The organism is Nocardiopsis sp. B62, from assembly GCF_018070675.1.
Taxonomy (GTDB): Bacteria; Actinomycetota; Actinomycetes; order Streptosporangiales; family Streptosporangiaceae; genus Nocardiopsis; species Nocardiopsis prasina.
In genome coordinates, this window is record NZ_JAGPXK010000003.1 from 140,196 (window position 1) to 157,341 (window position 17,146).

Annotated in this window: 9 protein-coding genes; 3 read left to right on the plus strand and 6 right to left on the minus strand. The window is 70.7% G+C overall.

What is annotated here, in order from left to right:
* The first annotated feature begins 107 nt into the window (after positions 1–107).
* Entirely contained in the window at positions 108–2,213 is a 2,106-nt protein-coding gene (locus KBX21_RS04735) for a type IIA DNA topoisomerase subunit B (protein WP_210841078.1), read from the plus strand.
* An 86-nt stretch (positions 2,214–2,299) separates the two neighbouring features.
* Here the strand turns inward: KBX21_RS04735 and KBX21_RS04740 are convergent, their stop codons facing one another.
* From KBX21_RS04740 to KBX21_RS04760, 5 genes are all read right to left on the minus strand, one after another.
* Positions 2,300–3,436 carry a PLP-dependent cysteine synthase family protein gene (locus tag KBX21_RS04740; RefSeq protein WP_049578881.1) on the minus strand — a complete coding sequence of 379 codons (1,137 nt, stop codon included), beginning with the start codon at positions 3,434–3,436 and terminating at the stop codon, positions 2,300–2,302.
* A 417-nt stretch (positions 3,437–3,853) separates the two neighbouring features.
* Positions 3,854–4,180: a M48 family metallopeptidase gene (locus KBX21_RS04745; protein WP_026129397.1), complete on the minus strand. Its 327-nt coding sequence runs from the start codon at positions 4,178–4,180 to the stop codon at positions 3,854–3,856.
* 222 nt (positions 4,181–4,402) lie between these two features.
* Positions 4,403–4,933 carry a carbonic anhydrase gene (locus KBX21_RS04750; RefSeq protein WP_049578738.1) on the minus strand — a complete coding sequence of 177 codons (531 nt, stop codon included), beginning with the start codon at positions 4,931–4,933 and terminating at the stop codon, positions 4,403–4,405.
* Positions 4,934–5,020: 87 nt separating this feature from the next.
* On the minus strand, positions 5,021–7,516 hold the full coding sequence (locus KBX21_RS04755) for a DNA topoisomerase (ATP-hydrolyzing) subunit A (RefSeq protein ID WP_210841079.1): 2,496 nt from the start codon (positions 7,514–7,516) through the stop codon (positions 5,021–5,023).
* A 209-nt stretch (positions 7,517–7,725) separates the two neighbouring features.
* Positions 7,726–10,068, minus strand: coding sequence for a glycosyl hydrolase (locus KBX21_RS04760; protein ID WP_210841080.1), 2,343 nt, complete (start codon positions 10,066–10,068; stop codon positions 7,726–7,728).
* Positions 10,069–10,576: 508 nt separating this feature from the next.
* On the opposite strand from KBX21_RS04760, the gene KBX21_RS04765 reads away from it, so the two are divergent.
* Entirely contained in the window at positions 10,577–12,787 is a 2,211-nt protein-coding gene (locus KBX21_RS04765; protein ID WP_247665231.1) for an ATP-dependent DNA helicase RecQ, read from the plus strand.
* A gap of 333 nt (positions 12,788–13,120) precedes the next feature.
* On the opposite strand, the gene KBX21_RS04770 is transcribed toward KBX21_RS04765, so the two are convergent.
* Complete coding sequence (locus KBX21_RS04770) at positions 13,121–14,056, minus strand: carbohydrate kinase family protein (protein ID WP_049578748.1); 936 nt, start codon at positions 14,054–14,056, stop codon at positions 13,121–13,123.
* 356 nt (positions 14,057–14,412) lie between these two features.
* Between KBX21_RS04770 and KBX21_RS04775 the strand changes: the two genes are divergently transcribed.
* Positions 14,413–17,133, plus strand: coding sequence for a GNAT family N-acetyltransferase (locus KBX21_RS04775; RefSeq protein WP_049578750.1), 2,721 nt, complete (start codon positions 14,413–14,415; stop codon positions 17,131–17,133).
* Positions 17,134–17,146 lie beyond the last annotated feature (13 nt).

Below are 17,146 nucleotides of genomic sequence, written 5' to 3' on the forward strand. Positions count from 1 at the left end.
ATTCCCCGGCTCGCCGTAGCCTGGCCCCCTCAACAGTCGGTGCGGCGCGGTACAAAGGGCCCGCACCGCACAGCCACGATGGCCCTCAAGACGCAGGAGATGTCCGAGTGACCGCCTTGACCGCAGCCGTCCACGATCCCGAGGATTACTCCGCTCGGCACCTGTCGGTCCTGGAGGGCCTCGAAGCGGTCCGCAAGCGGCCGGGCATGTACATCGGGTCCACCGACAGCCGAGGCCTCACCCACTGCATGTGGGAGATCATCGACAACTCCGTCGACGAGGCCCTGGGTGGCCACTGCGGGCGCATCGACGTGACCCTGCACAGCGACGGTTCCGTCTCCGTCAGCGACGACGGGCGCGGCATCCCCGTGGACACCGAGCCCAAGTCCGGGCTCTCCGGTGTGGAACTGGTCATGACCAAGCTCCACGCCGGCGGTAAGTTCGGCTCGGGCTCCTACACCGCCTCCGGCGGTCTGCACGGTGTCGGTGCCTCCGTCGTCAACGCCCTCTCGGCCCGCGTGGACGTGGAGATCGACCGCCAGGGGCACACGCACGCCCTGAGCTTCCGCCGGGGCATCGCCGGGCGGTTCGCCGGTGCGGGCCCCGACACCGAGTTCACCCCGGTGTCCGGGCTGGAGCAGGTCCGCAAGATCGCCAAGAAGATCACCGGCACCCGCATCCGGTTCTGGCCGGACATGCAGATCTTCCTCAAGGACGCCGAGATCACCCGGGAGAACCTGCTCGACCGGGCGCGCCAGACCGCCTTCCTCGTACCCGGGCTGACCATCGCGGTGCGCGACGAGCGGGCCGAGGGTGAGGCCGCCTACACCGAGGAGTTCCGCTTCGACGGCGGCATCAGCGAGTTCTGCACCTTCCTGGCGCCCGACGACCCGGTCAGCGACGTCCTGCGCATCCACGGCTCCGGTAACTTCACCGAGACCGTCCCGGTCCTGGACGAGTCCGGCCACATGGTGCCCGCCGACGTCGAACGCCGCCTGGACGTGGACGTGGCCCTGCGCTGGGGCACCGGCTACGACACCACCGTGCGCTCCTTCGTGAACGTCATCTCCACTCCCAAGGGCGGAACCCACATCAACGGGTTCGAGCGCGCCCTGGTGCGGGTGATCAACGACCAGCTGCGCGCCACCAAGCTGCTCAAGAACAGCGACGACCCGGTCACCAAGGACGACACCCAGGAGGGCCTGACCGCCGTCGTCACGGTGCGCCTGCCCGAGCCGCAGTTCGAGGGGCAGACCAAGGAGATCCTCGGTACCTCGGCGGCCTCCCGGATCGTCTCCCAGGTGGTCGGCAACGAGCTGCGCGAGTTCCTCACCTCCACCAAGAAGGCGGAGAAGGCCAGGGCCCGCACGGTCATGGAGAAGGTCGTCGGCGCCGCCAAGGCCCGGCTGGCCGCCCGCCAGCAGCGCGAGACCCAGCGCCGCAAGAACGCCCTGGAGAGTTCCGCGCTCCCCGCCAAGCTGGTGGACTGCCGCAGCGAGGGGCTGGAGCACAGCGAACTGTTCATCGTCGAGGGTGACTCCGCGCTGGGCACCGCCAAACTCGCGCGCGACTCCGAGTTCCAGGCGCTGCTGCCCATCCGGGGCAAGATCCTCAACGTGCAGAAGTCCTCGGTCGCGGACATGCTCAAGAACGCCGAGTGCGCGGCGATCCTCCAGGTCATCGGGGCCGGTTCGGGGCGCACCTTCGACCTCGACGCCGCACGCTACGGCCGGGTCATCCTCATGGCCGACGCCGACGTGGACGGCGCGCACATCCGGTGCCTGCTGCTCACCCTCATCTACCGGTACATGCGGCCGATGCTGGAGGCCGGGCGCGTGTACGCCGCCGTGCCGCCGCTGCACCGCATCGAGCTCACCAACGTCCGGCGCAAGCGCGGGGCCAAGCCCGAGGACCGGTACGTCTACACCTACTCCGACGCCGAGCTGCGCCGTACCCTGCTTGACCTGGAGAAGCGCAAGATCTCCTGGAAGGAGCCGGTGCAGCGGTACAAGGGTCTGGGTGAGATGGACGCGGACCAGCTCGCCGAGACCACGATGGACCCGCGCCACCGCACGCTGCGCCGCATCCGGGTGGAGCAGGCCGAGGAGGCCGCGTCCGTGTTCAACCTGCTGATGGGCAACGAGGTGGCGCCGCGTCGCAGGTTCATCCAGGAGGGTGCCCAGGAGCTGGACCTGGAGCGCATCGACGCCTGACCCGTTCCACACACGAGGGGCCCGCACCGGGCCCGGGGGTATCGATCGAAACCCCCGGGCCGGTGCGGGCCCCCTCGCGTTCCCGTTCAGGGGGCCTTGGGCGGTTCCCAGACCCCGTCCCCCAGGAAACGGTCGATCGCCGCCCGGTACGGGCCGGGGTCCAGGCCCCGCTCCGACACCCAGGCGTCGTTGTAGTAGCTGTGCTGGTACCGTTCGCCGCCGTCGCAGATCAGGGTGACCACACTGCCCCTGCGGCCCTCACGGAGCATCCTGGCGACCAAATGCCACACGCCCCACAGGTTGGTGCCGGTCGATCCGCCCGCGCACCGGCCGGTGACGTCGTTGAGGTGGCGCATCGCGGCGATGCTCGCGGCGTCGGGCACCGGCATCATCAGGTCGATCACTGACGGTACGAAGCTCGGCTCCATCCGGGGGCGGCCGATGCCCTCGATCCGGGAGGGCATGCCGGTGGCGTAGTCGGTTGCGCCGGTCACCCAGCCCGGGAAGAACGCCGAGTTCTCGGGGTCCACCACGGCCAGGCGGGTGTGCAGGCGCCGGTAGCGCAGGTAGCGGCCGATGGTCGCCGAGGTCCCGCCCGTGCCCGCGCCCACCACGATCCAGTCCGGGTCAGGGTGGCGCTCCATGGCGAGCTGCTCGAAGATCGACTCGGCGATGTTGTTGTTGCCCCGCCAGTCGGTGGCCCGCTCGGCGTACGTGAACTGGTCCATGTAGTGGCCGCCCGTCTCGGCGGCCAGGCGCTCGGCCTCGGTGTACATGTCCGGCGGGTTGTCCACGAAGTGGCAGCGACCGCCGTACCGCTCGATCAGCGCGATCTTCTCCGGACTGGTCCGGCGGGGGACCACCGTGATGAAGTCCAGCCCGACCAACTGCGCGAAGTAGGCCTCCGACACCGCCGTGGACCCCGAACTGGCCTCCACGATCGTGGTGCCCTCGGTGATCCACCCGTTGGCCAGCCCGTACAGGAACAACGACCGTGCCAGCCGGTGCTTGAGGCTGCCGGTGGGGTGCACCGACTCGTCCTTCAGGTAGAGGTCGATGCCCCACTCCGGGGGCAGCGGGAACACGTGCAGGTGGGTGTCGGCCGAACGCGTGTCGTCGGCGATCACCCTGCGGACCGCCTCGTCCGCCCAGGAACGGGCGCTGTCGGAACACCGGTCGACCCAGGGCAGGTCCGGGTCGGGGCGGTCTGGAATGGGAGCCATGGTCAGGAGGCTACCCGCATCCTTTCGGGCCTTCCGCTGCGCTCCGGCCAGTTCGACGCCCTTGCAGAGGGTTGCGGGTTGAGGCAGGCGCGGCATTCTCGTCTTGCCTGACGGTGGTTCCTCGCCGGAGTCCTGACTCGTCCTGCACAGTGCTCGCCGAAACTCGGACTCTCCGGCACCGAACGGGCGCCCCTGGTGGTCAAACGCAACAGCCGGGGCTCACGTCCATGGCTGAACCACGGACGTGAGCCCCGGCCGCGGATCCCTTCTCCGCACCTCGGTCGAGGGCGCGGGTCCTTCCCGGGACCCGGGCCACGAGGGGGTGCCCCCGTTCGGACGCTGAGGGTTCCCGCACTTGCGGGCATCCGACCACGCATCGAGGCGAAGCGCGGATGCGAAGCGGTACCACCGCTCCCGTCAGTCCAGGGAACCGCCGGACATCACCGCGTGCATGCGCCGGTAGGTGGCCGCCTCCTCGTGGCGGCTCTGCCTCTCCAGCGTGCGCGCCAGGGCGATGTGCGCCCAGTTGTCCACCGGGTCCAGCTCGATCAGACTGCGAAAGGCCGACTCGGCCTTGTTGAGCTGAGCGGAGTGGAAGTAGGCACGCCCCAGCAGTTCCAACATGGAGCGGCTGCCGGGCTCGTTCTCCACCACCGGTTCGAGGATCCGGGCGGCGTAGATCGGGTCGCCCAGTTCCATGAACATGCGGGCTCGGTTGTAGGTGTCGTAGGTGCTCTCTTCCACGGTGCTCCTCTCGACGGTGCCACCGTCCCGGGTCACAACCGTCCTGGGAGGGGCGGCATTCCCGGGTGATGGGCGAGGCGGGTGCGGGGGCCCGGGGGCGGGTGGTGCGCACCACCCACCACAGTGATCCCCGTGCCGAACCCTCACGACACCTTCCCGGGAACGACACACGACCGCCCCCTGCCGTACCCGGCAGGGGGCGGTCGTGGGCTCACCGGCCAACTAGAGGTCGACCGGGGTCACCCTGCCGTTGTCCACGTCGTAGATCGCGCCGGCCACCGGCAGGCCCTTGGGCAGCAGCGGGTGGTGCCGGATGCGCTCGAGGTCGTGCTGGAGCGCGCCCAACTGGTCCTTGTTGGTCTTGAACTCCAGGCTGCGCGTGTCCACCCCGTAGTCGTTCAGGATGAGGTCGTGGACGACGTCGTCGTTCTCCACGGACGCCATCTTGCACTTGGTGTGCGGCAGGATCAGCACACGCTCGACACCCAGCAGGTACACGGCGAGAACCAGGGTACGCAGGGTGTCGTCGGTGACCCGGGCGCCCGCGTTGCGCAGGATCTTGGCGTCGCCGGGCTCGAGGCCGAGCATGTCCAGCGGTTCGATCCTGGAGTCCATGCACGTCACGAGGGCCAGGCCTCTCGCTGCCAACGGCTTGAGGCCGTCGAGTGAGAAGTCGGCGGCGTAGTCGGCGTTGGCGCCGAACACGTCGTCGAAGACCCCGGGGGGAGGGGTGGCGTGGGTGCTGTCGCTCACTTTTGGTGACTCCCTGTGTCGTTTGGGTGCATGGACTCTCGTGCACACAGATAAGCACATCCGCGCGCACGTGTGGTCACGTCGTACTCAGGCCCCTGATCCCGGAGGGGTGATTCCGGAGTCGGTCTGGGCACTGCCGACCGTGGCGACCGCACTGGTCAGGGCCTCGCCGGAGCCGTCCCTGCGCTCGGTCAGGTCCGGCAGGCGGACCGGCTTCCCGTCGGCTCGTGAGGCACGGGCCGGGGCGCGTCCCACCCACGCGAACATCAGGGTGTCCTCGCCCTTCAGGTAGCGGTGGCAGCGCACCCCACCGGTGGCCCGTCCCTTGGAGGGATAGGCGGCGAACGGGGTGACCTTGGCCGATCCGGGCTGGGTGCCGTCCAGGGCGTCGCCGCCGCCGGACACGGTCACCACGAGCGAGTCCTCGGGGCTGGGCACCGCGCCGAACCACAGCACACGGGCCTCCTCGGAGAGTCTCACCCCTGCCACGCCGCCCGCCTGGCGGCCCTGCGGTCGGGCGGTGGAGGCCGCGAAACGCAGCAGCTGCGCCTCGGAGGTGATGAAGACCAGGTCCTCGTCCCCCGTGGACAGCTGGGTGACGCCGATCACGCGGTCGTCGTCCTTGAGCGAGATGATCTCGAAGTCGTCCTTGTTCGGCGGGAAGTCGGGTGCGACCCGCTTGACCACGCCGCCGACGGTGCCCACGACGAATCCGGGTCCGGAGGTGTTCATCGACACGATCGACACGACCCGTTCGCCTTCTTCGAGCTGGACGAACTCGCCGACGTCCAGTCCGGCGGCCAGCGGCGGACGCTCGGGTTCGCCCTCGCCGTCGACCGGGAGCTCCGGCAGCTCCACGACCGGGACGCGGATCATCCGGCCCAGGTCGGTGACCAGACCGATGTCCGAACGCGAGGTGGTCGGGACCGAGACCTCGATCGCGTCGTGCTTGGCGCGCAGGCCCGTGTACACGCGCGGCGGGGTCGCCCCCTTGGTGCGGCCGACGTGACCGTCGACGCCGAACAACACGTGGCAGGGCTGGTCGGCCATCTCCAGCGGGATGACGGCGGCGCGGGCCGCCCCGTCGCTCTCGCGCAGCTGAGTGCGGCGCGGGGTCGCGAACTTCTTCGAGACGTCGTTGAGCTCCTTGGAGACCACCCGGCGCAGCTTCTTGTCCGACTCCAGGATGGAGGTGAGCTCCTCGATCTCCAGGTCGAGCTTGTCCCGCTCGGTCTCCAGCTCCAGCCGGTCGAAGCGGGTGAGGCGGCGCAGCGGGGTGTCGAGGATGTAGCGCGCCTGGATCTCGGACAGGTCGTAGGCGCCCATCAGGGACTCGCGCGCGGCGGCGGTGTCGTCGGCCTCGCGGATGAGCGCGATGACGCGGTCGATGTCGAGCAGGGCGACGAGCAGACCGGCGACCAGGTGCAGGCGCTCCTGGCGCTTCTTGCGGCGGTGCTCGCTGCGGCGGCGGACCACGTCGATGCGGTGGTTGACGTAGACCTCGAGCAGTTCACGCAGGCCCAGGGTCTGGGGCTGGCCGTTGACCAGGGCCACGTTGTTGATGCCGAAGGTCTCCTCCATCGGCGTGAGCCGGTAGAGCTCCTCAAGGACCGCCTCGGGGTTGAACCCGTTCTTGAGCTCGATGACCAGGCGCAGGCCCTGGTTGCGGTCGGTGAGGTCCTTCAGGTCGGAGATGCCCTGGAGCTTCTTGGACTGCACCAGCTCCTTGATGCGGCTGATGACCTTCTCGGGGCCGACGCTGTAGGGCAGCTCGGTGACGACCAGGCCGGTGCGGCGTGCGGACACCTTCTCGATCGCGACGGTGGCGCGGGTCTTGAAGGTTCCGCGGCCCTTGCGGTAGGCGTCGCGGACGCCGTCCAGGCCGACGATGGTGCCGCCGGTGGGCAGGTCGGGGCCGGGGACGAACTCGGTGAGCTCCTCCAGGGTGGCCTCGGGGTTGGCGATCAGGTGGCGGGCGGCGGCGATCACCTCACCCAGGTTGTGCGGGGCCATGTTGGTGGCCATGCCGACGGCGATGCCGGACGCGCCGTTGACCAGGAGGTTGGGGAAAGCCGCCGGTAGGACCTCGGGTTCGGTCTCCTGACCGTCGTAGTTGGGCTTGAAGTCGACGACGTCCTCGTCGATGGACGACACCAGGAGTTCGGCGGCACTGTCCAGACGGGCCTCGGTGTACCGCATGGCGGCCGGGGCGTCGTCGCCGCCCAGGGAGCCGAAGTTGCCGTGGCCGTCGACCAGTGGGACGCGCATGGCGAAGGCCTGGCTCAGACGGACCAGGGCGTCGTAGATGGCGGAGTCGCCGTGGGGGTGCAGCCGACCCATCACCTCCCCGACGACGCGGGCGCACTTGACGTGGCCGCGGTCGGGCCGGAGGCCCATCTCGTTCATCTGGTACAGGATGCGCCGTTGGACCGGCTTCATGCCGTCACGCGCGTCGGGTAGCGCGCGTTGGTAGATCACCGAGTACGCGTACTCCAGGAAACTGCCGCGCATCTCCTCGGAGACGTCGATGTCGATGATCTTCTCGGCGAGATCCTCGGGGGGACGGGAAGTAGTACGGGCCATGTCCGTAATTCTGGCCTGTGCCAGGGACTGAAACGTACCGGGGCGCGTGGTTGGGCGTGTGTGAGTCGCGCGACTGGGGGGTTTCGCACCGTCTTCGACACGGTTTTCCGTCCCCGGAGGACCCGGGGACGGAAAACCCGATTCGCGTGTCGAGGGTGTGCCTCCCGCCGCGCGCCCGGTCACGGGAGGGGGCGCGGCGGGAGGGACCGTCAGCCGGTGGTCACGGCGGTCTCCCCGGCGGGGACCTCAAGCGAGGTGCCGTCGGAGAAGGAGACGGTGAGCGGGCTCGTGCCCGGGTTGAAGGCGGTGTACGTGCTGGTCCCGTCCTTGTCGAACACGGCGTAGTGGGCGGTGTCGGCGGTCACGGACACGTCCACGGTGCCGAGCTCGGCGAGGGTGGAGACCCACTGGTAGGTGTGCGGCTTGGAGCCGCCCGCCTCGGGTTCGTAGGTCTGCCACTGCTCCTCGAACATCCGCAGGGCGTCCTCGCCGTCGGAGAGCGCGCGGTGCGCCCAGTGGATGTCCCGCCAGATCTCCGGCTCCCCGCCGAGCTTGTCCACGAGTGACTCGTAGATCACCCCGGCGTGCTCCGGGTCGTGCCCCAGGTAGAGGGAGCCAGCGGTGATGGGCAGGTAGTTGATGCCGTAGTGCTCCTCGTGGCCGCCGTCCCACCAGATGCGGTAGTCGCCGCCGTCGCCCCAGACCATGCCCACGACGTCCTCGGGGTAGTCCTCGGGGAAGGTGTCCCCGCCGGCGTTCTGCCAGTAGCGGGCGATGGTGGAGGCCTGGGTGGTGTGGAGGTAGACACCGAGGTCGCGCAGCTCCTCGTCGCCGGTCAGCGCGCCGAAGTGGGCGGTGGCGGCGGCGAAGTGCATGCCCTCGGAGGAGGACTCCTGGTTGTTGCCCGCCGCGAACCCGGCGTGGCCGGAGGCCCAGCCGTGCCCGGCGTAGGGGGAGAAGGACCGCAGGCGGGGGAACATCTCGCCGTCGGTTCCCGCCACGTCCTGGACGAGCAGGCGGATCATGCCTCCCCAGGCGTCCTCGTCGGCCCAGTCGCGATCGTAGCGGGCGACAACGGCTGCGGCCGAGACGAAGTAGCCGTAGTGGAAGTCGTGGTCGTTGAGTTCGGTGGCGGCCCCGAAGCTGTCGGGGAAGCCGAGCATGGTGCCCCACTCCTCGTCGTAGTGGAACTGACGGGTGCCCCCGGCGGTCAGCCAGTCCTCCAGGCGCTCCTGGACCAGGGCGAGGAGTTCGTCGCGGGCCTCGGTGTGGCCGATGGAGTCCGCGATGGGGATGAGCTGGGCCAGGCGGCCCATGGCCTTGCCGTCCCAGTAGGTGTCGCCGGGCTCGGGGAAGAGCTCCTCCTCCGCGAGGACCTCGTCGATCAGGGAGGCCAGCCGGTCGTGGTCCGCGGCGTCGACGGTGGGCAGGCTGGGCATGATGCCCTGCGTGGTCAGCTCGGTGGTGAAGGAGGCGCCCTCGGAGACCTTCATCTCACCGCGGGGGGAGGCGTAGGTGAGGTCGGTGAGGTCGCCCGTGACATTGGCCCACTGGTGGGGGTACAGGGCGGTGAGGGTCCCGGTCTCCTCGCCCTCCCTGGCCTCGGTCTCCAGCTGGTAGGTGCTGGTGAGGGTGGACGCCGCCTCGTCGTAGTCGTACTCCACGACGGAGCCGGTGACGAAGGAGTGGGCATAGGGGGCGAAGACGTCCAGGTCCTCGGGTGAGGGCAGGACGGCCACCGAGTAGTACCCGTCGTCCCCGGTGTCGGCGGTGAGGGTGTCACCGGAGACGCTCCAGGGCGAGTCGGAGGGCGAGAACAGGGCGTAGTGCCTGCCGTTGACGGTGGCGCCGACGGTGGAGCCGTCCTCGTGCCAGATCTCGGGGGTGCCCGAGAAGGTCACCTCGGCCCCGGCGCCGTCGGTCTCGGCGTAGGCGAAGGGGAGGCCCTGGCCGATGGTGACCCGGAGCTGGGCCCCGCCGCCCTCCCACTGCGCGGTGACCGTCCAGTCGCTGCTGTCGGCGGTGCGGGTGTCCGGGGAGTCCAGACCGGCCGCGCCGAGGGTGAGGTCGGAGACGGCGGTGTACTCGTACTTGAGGTCGTCGCCGACCATCTGGTGGGAGTCGGGGTAGCCCATGTCGAGCCCGCCCTCGTGGGGCTTGTAGCTCAGGGGGTGCGCGAAGAGGTTCTCTCCGTGGGGGTTGTCGGGGTAGCGCTGGAAGATCAGCGATGACCACCACTCGTTCGTGGGGGCCGGACCGGTGTGGTCGTCGGTGACCTTGGGCGCGACGGGAGCGCCGTTGAGGTCGGAGGGGCCGGAGGCGCCCGCGGGGAGCGTGGTGGTGTAGCTGCCGGAACCGACCGGGACCTCGGCCGCGCTGTCGGCGGAGACCGGTGTGGCCGGTGTGGCGCCGGTGACCGCGAGCGTCGCGCCGCCGACCACGAGGGCGGAGGCGGCGGCCAGCAGACCAAGGGAGGTCCGGGTCCGCGGGTGCGCGTGTCGGGGGGATCGGGGGAGGAAACCGCTGGTGGGGCGGCCTCGTGGTTGCGCCATCGTCTGCCTTCCGTGCTTCTCTCGGGGGAGCCCACGTAAGCGGGAGCGCTCCCATTGCTGGGAGACATGAGCCCTGGCGTCGAGTGTTCAGATGACACTCGGTGAGCGCAATGCCACATAACTGGAAAGTTTCCATTCTGTTACCAACGCGGCCTCCGCGGATCCCGGAACCCGGTTCCCGTCCGTACGCGCTGCCCCGGACGAGGTTCCGGCGCAGCAGGCGCCTCACCTCCGTCGACCCGCTCAGATCCGCTCGGAGGGAGCGGGAGGGGCGGTGCCTCGAGGAGGAACGGGGAGCTCCCGAACGCCGCCGAGACCGCGGAGCGCCGACGGTGCGCCGGAGCCGCCACGCGAGAGAACGAGCCCTGGGGCGTCGCGGGTCTTGCGCGCGGGCCCGCTGAGAGTTCGGACACGGAGCCTTCGCGCGAACCCACACCCACGGGCCCGCGGGACAGTCGCACCTGTGGACAACCGCGTCCATCCCCGCGGCCTCTGGTACCAAGGAGTCATGGCCACTCCCACCCCGCCTGACGTCCCCGCCCCCGTCACCGACGCACCGACCGCCACCGGCTTGGCATCGCCCGCCGCCACCGGCGGTGCCCTGCGTGAACGCGCCGAGGGGCACCTGCGCGCCCTCGCCGGAGAGTCCGCGCGCCTGCGTGAGGACCAGTGGACCGCCATCCACGCGCTGGTCGCCGAACAGCGCCGGGCACTGGTCGTCCAGCGCACCGGTTGGGGCAAGTCGGCGGTGTACTTCGTGGCCACCGCCCTGCGCCGGGCCGAGGGAGCCGGGCCCACGGTCATCGTCTCCCCGCTGCTCGCGCTGATGCGCAACCAGATCGCCGCCGCCGAGCGCGCCGGTATCCGCGCCCGCACCATCAACAGCTCCAACACCACCGCATGGGAGTCCACCTACGCCGAGGTCTCCCAGGGTCTGGTGGACGTGCTCCTGGTCAGCCCCGAACGGCTCAACAACCCGGAGTTCCGGGACCGCGTCCTGCCCGAACTCGCTGCGGGGGCAGGCCTGGTCGTCATCGACGAGGCGCACTGCGTCTCCGACTGGGGCCACGACTTCCGCCCCGACTACCGGCGCATCCGCTCCCTCCTGCACGACCTGCCCGACGGGGTTCCGGTCCTGGCCACCACCGCCACCGCCAACGAGCGCGTCACCCGTGACGTGGCCGAACAGCTTCAGGCCGGGGCCGACCGCGCCGACACCCTGGTCCTGCGCGGCAGCCTCGAACGCGAGAGCCTGAGCCTGGGCGTGGCCGAACTCCCCGACCCCACCGCGCGGCTCAGCTGGCTCGCCGAGCACCTGCCCAAGATCCCGGGTTCGGGCATCGTCTACACGCTCACCGTCAGCGCCGCGGCCGAGACCGCGCGCTTCCTCACCCAGCAGGGACTGGAGGTGCTGCCCTACACCGGGCAGACCGACCCCGACGAGCGCAAACTGGCCGAGGACGCCCTCCTCGGCAACCGGGTCAAGGCGCTTGTGGCCACCAGCGCGCTCGGGATGGGCTTCGACAAACCCGACCTGGGTTTCGTGGTGCACCTGGGCGCCCCGCAGTCGCCGATCTCCTACTACCAGCAGGTCGGCCGTGCCGGACGCGGTGTGGAGCGCGCCGAGGTGGTGCTCCTGCCGGGGCGCGAGGACGTCCGGATCTGGGAGTACTTCGCGGGGCTGTCCTTCCCGCCGGAGGACACCGTGCGCCAGACCCTCCAGGTGCTGTCGGAGTCCGACAAACCCCTGTCCACCGCCAACCTGGAGACCCGGGTGGACCTGCGCCGCACCCGCCTGGAGCAGATGCTCAAGGTGCTCGACGTGGACGGGGCGGTGCGCCGGGTACGCGGCGGCTGGACCGCCACCGGCCAACCCTGGACCTACGACGCCGAGCGCTACGCGGCCGTCAGCGCGGCCCGCGACCGCGAACAGCGCGCCATGCTCGACTACGTCTCCACCGACACCTGCCGGATGGAGTTCCTCCGCCGTCAGCTCGACGACCCGGGCGCCGAACCGTGCGGCCGCTGCGACGTGTGCACCGGACAGTTCTGGCCCACCGACGTCGACTCCGGGCGCCGTCAGGCCGCGGCCGACCACCTGGACCGGCCCGGCACGCCCCTCGCACCGCGCCGCCAGTGGCCCACCGGAATGAACACGCTCGGGGTGAGCCTGTCCGGCAAGATCCCCGAGAACCTGCGCGCGGGGGAGGGCCGTGCCCTGGGTCGCCTCACCGACATCGGCTGGGGCACCGAGCTGCGCCGCGTCCTCGCCGAGGACGCGCCGGACACTCCCGTGGACGAGCGTCTCCTCCAGGGAGTGGTTCGCGTGCTCGCGGCCTGGGGTTGGGAGAACCGTCCGGTCGGGGTGGTCGCGATGCCGTCGATCTCGCGGCCGACCCTGGTGGGCGACCTCGCCGCCCGCATCGCCGAGCTTGGTCGGCTCACACCGCTGGGCTCGCTGTCCTACCGGACACCGGAGGGCCCGGGAGCCCGCCGCCACAACAGCGCCATGCGCCTGGGGCAGGTGTACGACGCGCTGGTGGCGGACCCCGCGCTGAGGGAGCGCGTGGCCCAACTACGGAGAGACGCCCCGGGCCCGATCCTGCTGGTCGACGACCAAGCCGACACCGGGTGGAGCCTGACCGTGGGCGCCGCCCTGCTCCGTGAGGCGGGTGCCCCCGAGGTGTTGCCCCTGACGCTGGCGACCACGGGAGGTTGATCGGGGTGGGCCGGGGTGGGTGTTTCGCGTTCGTGGATGCTCGCCCCGGCGTTCCGTCCGGCGGGCGTCCCCGACTCGCGGACACCCGCCTTGGTGACCGGGCACGTGCTCGCTCGCCCGGGCATGTACACGTGGATGATCCCTGGTGCCCGCACACGTCGCCCCCGTCACGCAGCCCGCTGCTGTCGGTCCGGCGGGTGTCCGTGTGGTGCTTCCCCTGAGAGCTGCGGCGCGCCCAGTGGAGCGCTGGCCAGCAGACGGGGACGCGGCGGCGGGACACGACAGGACCCCGCCACCTCGGGGTGACGGGGTCCGATCAGGGAACTGGTGGCGCTAGCGGAGGCGCTGGCCTCGGGGTGCTCCTCGGCGCACGGGCTGACCCTCGCCCAGGTCCGGGCGGGCGCCCGGCTGGTGCAGCGCCCGGGCGGCCAGCCTGCTGGCCCGGCCAAGCGCCTCTTTGGGGTGCCGGCCGGTCAGCCACGCCGGGAGGAAACCGGCGATGAACGCGTCACCGGCGCCGACCGAACCGGGGGAGGGGTCCACCGGCTCGGCGGGGGCGGTCACGCAGTCCTCACGGGTCTTGGAGGCCCACAGTCCGCCCTCCTCGCCGAGCTTGATCACGACGTTGGGGAACCAGGCGGTGAGCACCTTCGCGGCGGCCTCGGCGTCCTCCCTGCCGGTGAGCACCCGGGCCTGGTTGACGTTGACGAACAACAACCGCGCGCCCTGCGTCCAGTCCAGGAAGTTCTCCGCCCCCGCGCGCTCCAGCGGCGCGTGCGAGCCGCCGTCCACGGAGATGGACATCCCGCTCTCCCGGGCCATGCGCAGGGCCACCCGGGCCGCGCGGCGGGAGTCGGAGTTGATCAGGGTGTACCCGGACACGTGCAGGTGGCCGTCGGGGCCGAACACGTCGCGGGGCAGGTCCTCGGGCTGGAGGCGGGCGTTGGCGCCCGGGTCGCTCAGCATCGTCCGGTCGCCCCGGTGGGTGATCATCACGACGCAGGTGCCCGTCGGACGCTCGGGATCCATCACCATGCGGGAGTCCAGGCCGTAGCCCATGAGCTCCATCTCGCGGGTGCGCCCGGTGATGTCGGAGCCGCGACGGCCGACGAACGTGGTTTCGGTACCCTCGACCGCCAGCCACGAGGCGATGTTCGCCCCGGAACCGCCGCCGTACATGATCACCGACGCAGGGGTGTCGCTGCCGCGGGCCAACGGGTGGAACGCGCGCGCGACGGCATCGGTCATCAGATCACCGATCACGACCACTCGAGTCATTTCGCCAGCCACCACCGAGGGTTTGAGAATCTGTGCCCGCACGACGTTAACAGCTTAACGATCAGTGTCGGGTAACGAACTGACAGCACCCGGGACACGCTGTCGCGCGGGACTGTCGCAAGTCGCGAGCCCCTGCGCACAGGGGGTTTCGACCCACCCAGGAAGACTATCCGCACTCGGCGTTATCTCGGACGCCGGTCGGCCCTCGCAAGGGCAACACGGGCACCCCGGCTCGGGCCGGAGAGGCCGTCGACAGCCATCCGCCCAGGCCCTTCCAGGGGGTCGATTTCGGTCACCCCGCATGGACTTTCTCCGAATTCGGCCGATTGTCGTCTAGTCTCGCTGTCGTGCAGTCCTACCCGAACCACTGGGAAGCCGACGTCGTACTGACCGACGGAGGCACCGCGCACCTGCGCCCCATCACCCCTGACGACGCCGACCTGCTGCGCGAGTTCCACTCCCGGCTCTCACCGGAGACGATCTACTACCGGTTCTTCGCGCCCTACCCCAAGCTCTCCGACCGGGACGTGAAACGCTTCACGACGGTCGACTACGAGGACCGCGTGGCCCTGGTAGCCACCATCTCCGACTCCATGGTCTCCGTGGTGCGCTACGACAAGGTGGCCCCCGAGGAAGCCGAGGTCGCCTTCGTCGTGGAGGACGGACACCAGGGGCGGGGCCTGGCCTCGGTGCTCCTGGAACACATCGGGGCCGCCGCCCGCGAACGGGGGGTGCGTCGCTTCATCGCCGACGTCCTGCCCGAGAACCGCCGCATGATCAACGTCTTCCGCGAGGCCGGGTACACCGCGCAGCAGACCTTCGACGAGGGCGTCATCCGCCTCACCCTGGACCTCCAGCCCACGGACGACTCCACGGAGGTCATGCGGGCCCGGGAACAGCGCGCCGAGTCGCGCTCCATCGCCCGCCTGCTCTTCCCCGAGTCCGTCGCCGTCATCGGCGCCAGCCGCACCGCGCACACCATCGGCCAGACCGCGCTGCGCAACCTGCTCGGCGGGGAGTTCCAGGGCCCGGTCTACCCCGTCCACCCCGAGGCGAAGGCCGTCGTGGGCGTGCGCGCCTACCCCTCCGTCCTCGACATCCCGGACCAGATCGACCTCGCGGTGGTGGCCGTGCGTGCCGACACCGTCGTCGACGTGGTGGAGCAGTGCGCCGAGAAGGGCGTGCACGGGCTGATCGTGGTCAGTTCCGGGTTCGGCGAGGTCGGTCCCGAGGGGCGTGCCCGCCAGGACGAACTGGTGCGTACCGCCCGCGCCGCCGGTATGCGCGTGGTCGGACCCAACTGCCTGGGCATCGCCAACAGCGACCCCGCGGTCTCGCTCAACGCCACCCTCTCCCCGGACCTGCCGCCGCAGGGCCCCATCGGCTTCTTCTCCCAGTCCGGAGCCCTGGGCCGGGCCATCCTCCAGCGAGTGGCCGAACGCGGCATGGGGCTGTCCACCTTCGTCTCCGCGGGCAACCGCGCGGACGTGTCCGGCAACGACCTCATGCAGTACTGGCAGGAGGACCCGGCCACCAAGGTGGTCCTCCAGTACCTGGAGTCCCTGGGCAACCCGCGTAAGTTCACCCGCCTGGCCCGGCGCCTGGCCAAGCAGAAGCCCGTCGTCGCCGTGCGCAGCGGCGGTTCCGCGCAGACCACCCCCACCGGGCACGCCGCCGGTGGCCTGGCCCTGCCCGACTATGCCGTCACCTCCCTGTTCCAGCAGGCGGGCGTGGTGCGCGTGGACGACATCACGCAGATGTTCGACGCCGCCCAGGTGTTCGCCTACCAGCCGCTGCCCGAGGGGCCGCGCGTGGGTATCATCGGCAACTCCGACTCCCTGGAGCTGCTGGTCAAGGACGCCGCCGTCCGCCAGGGGCTCAAGCCGCACGACCCGGTCAACCTGGGCCCGCAGGCCACCGCCGACGACTTCGACACCGCGATCCGGGCCGCGCAGGCCGCCGAGGACGTGCACTCGATCGTGGTGGTCTTCGTCCCGGCCCTGCACCCCATCGGTGACGACGTCGCCCGGGTGCTGCGCGCCCGCTCGCTTGACTCCGACAAGCCCATCCTCACCACCTACCTCGCGCGCCAGGGCATCCCCGAGGAACTGCGCCACGTCGGCGACCAGGGGCAGACCGTGCACGGATCGGTGCCCTCCTACCCCTCGCCCGAGGACGCCGTGCGCGCCGTCGCCCACGCCACCCGGTACGCGCAGTGGCGCAACCGCAAGCCCGGACGCCATCCCGAGCTGCCCGACATCGACCGCGCCCGGGCCCGTGCCACCATCGGCCGCGCCCTCAAGAAGGCCGCGCCGACCGAAGAGGACATCGCCTGGTTCGGCGGCGAGCGCCGTTACGACGAGGAGACGGCGATCTCCGCGGAGGACGCCCGCGACCTCCTGGCCTGCTACGGCATCGCCGCCTACCCGGACATCAAGGTCACCTCCGCCGAGGAGGCCGTGGTCGCCGCCGGTGAGCTCGGCTACCCCGCAGTGGTCAAGGCCGACGCCCCGGACCTGCGAGTGCGCGCGGGCGGCACGTTCGTCCGCGCGGATCTGCGCACCCCGGAGGACGTCCGGAGCGCCTACCTGTCCCTGGAGGACCGCTTCGGCGGCGAGGCGGAGCTGGTGGTCCAGCGCATGGCGGCGCCCGGGGTCCCCACGGTGGTGCGAGCGGGCGACAACCAGTCCTTCGGCTCGGTGGTCTCCTTCGGGCTGGCGGACGTCACCGCCGAACTGCTCGACGACCGCTCCTTCCGGTTGGCGCCGCTGACCGACATGGACGCGGCCGACCTCATCCACGCGGTCCGGGCTGCCCCGCTGCTGTTCGGGCTGCCCGCCGGGGCCACGTCACTGGCGGAGCAGCCCAACGTGGAGGCCCTGGAGGAGCTGCTCATCCGGGTGTCCCGCCTGGTGGAGGCCTTCCCCGAGATCGGCTATGTGGACCTGGACCCGGTTCTGGTCAACGCCACCGGAGCCCACGTCCTGGGCGCCCGCATGTGGCTGCGCGAGGCCCCCGATGTGCGCCCCGACGTGGGCCCGCGCCGACTGCGCGGGGTGACGTTCTGATCAGGGAGTGGGC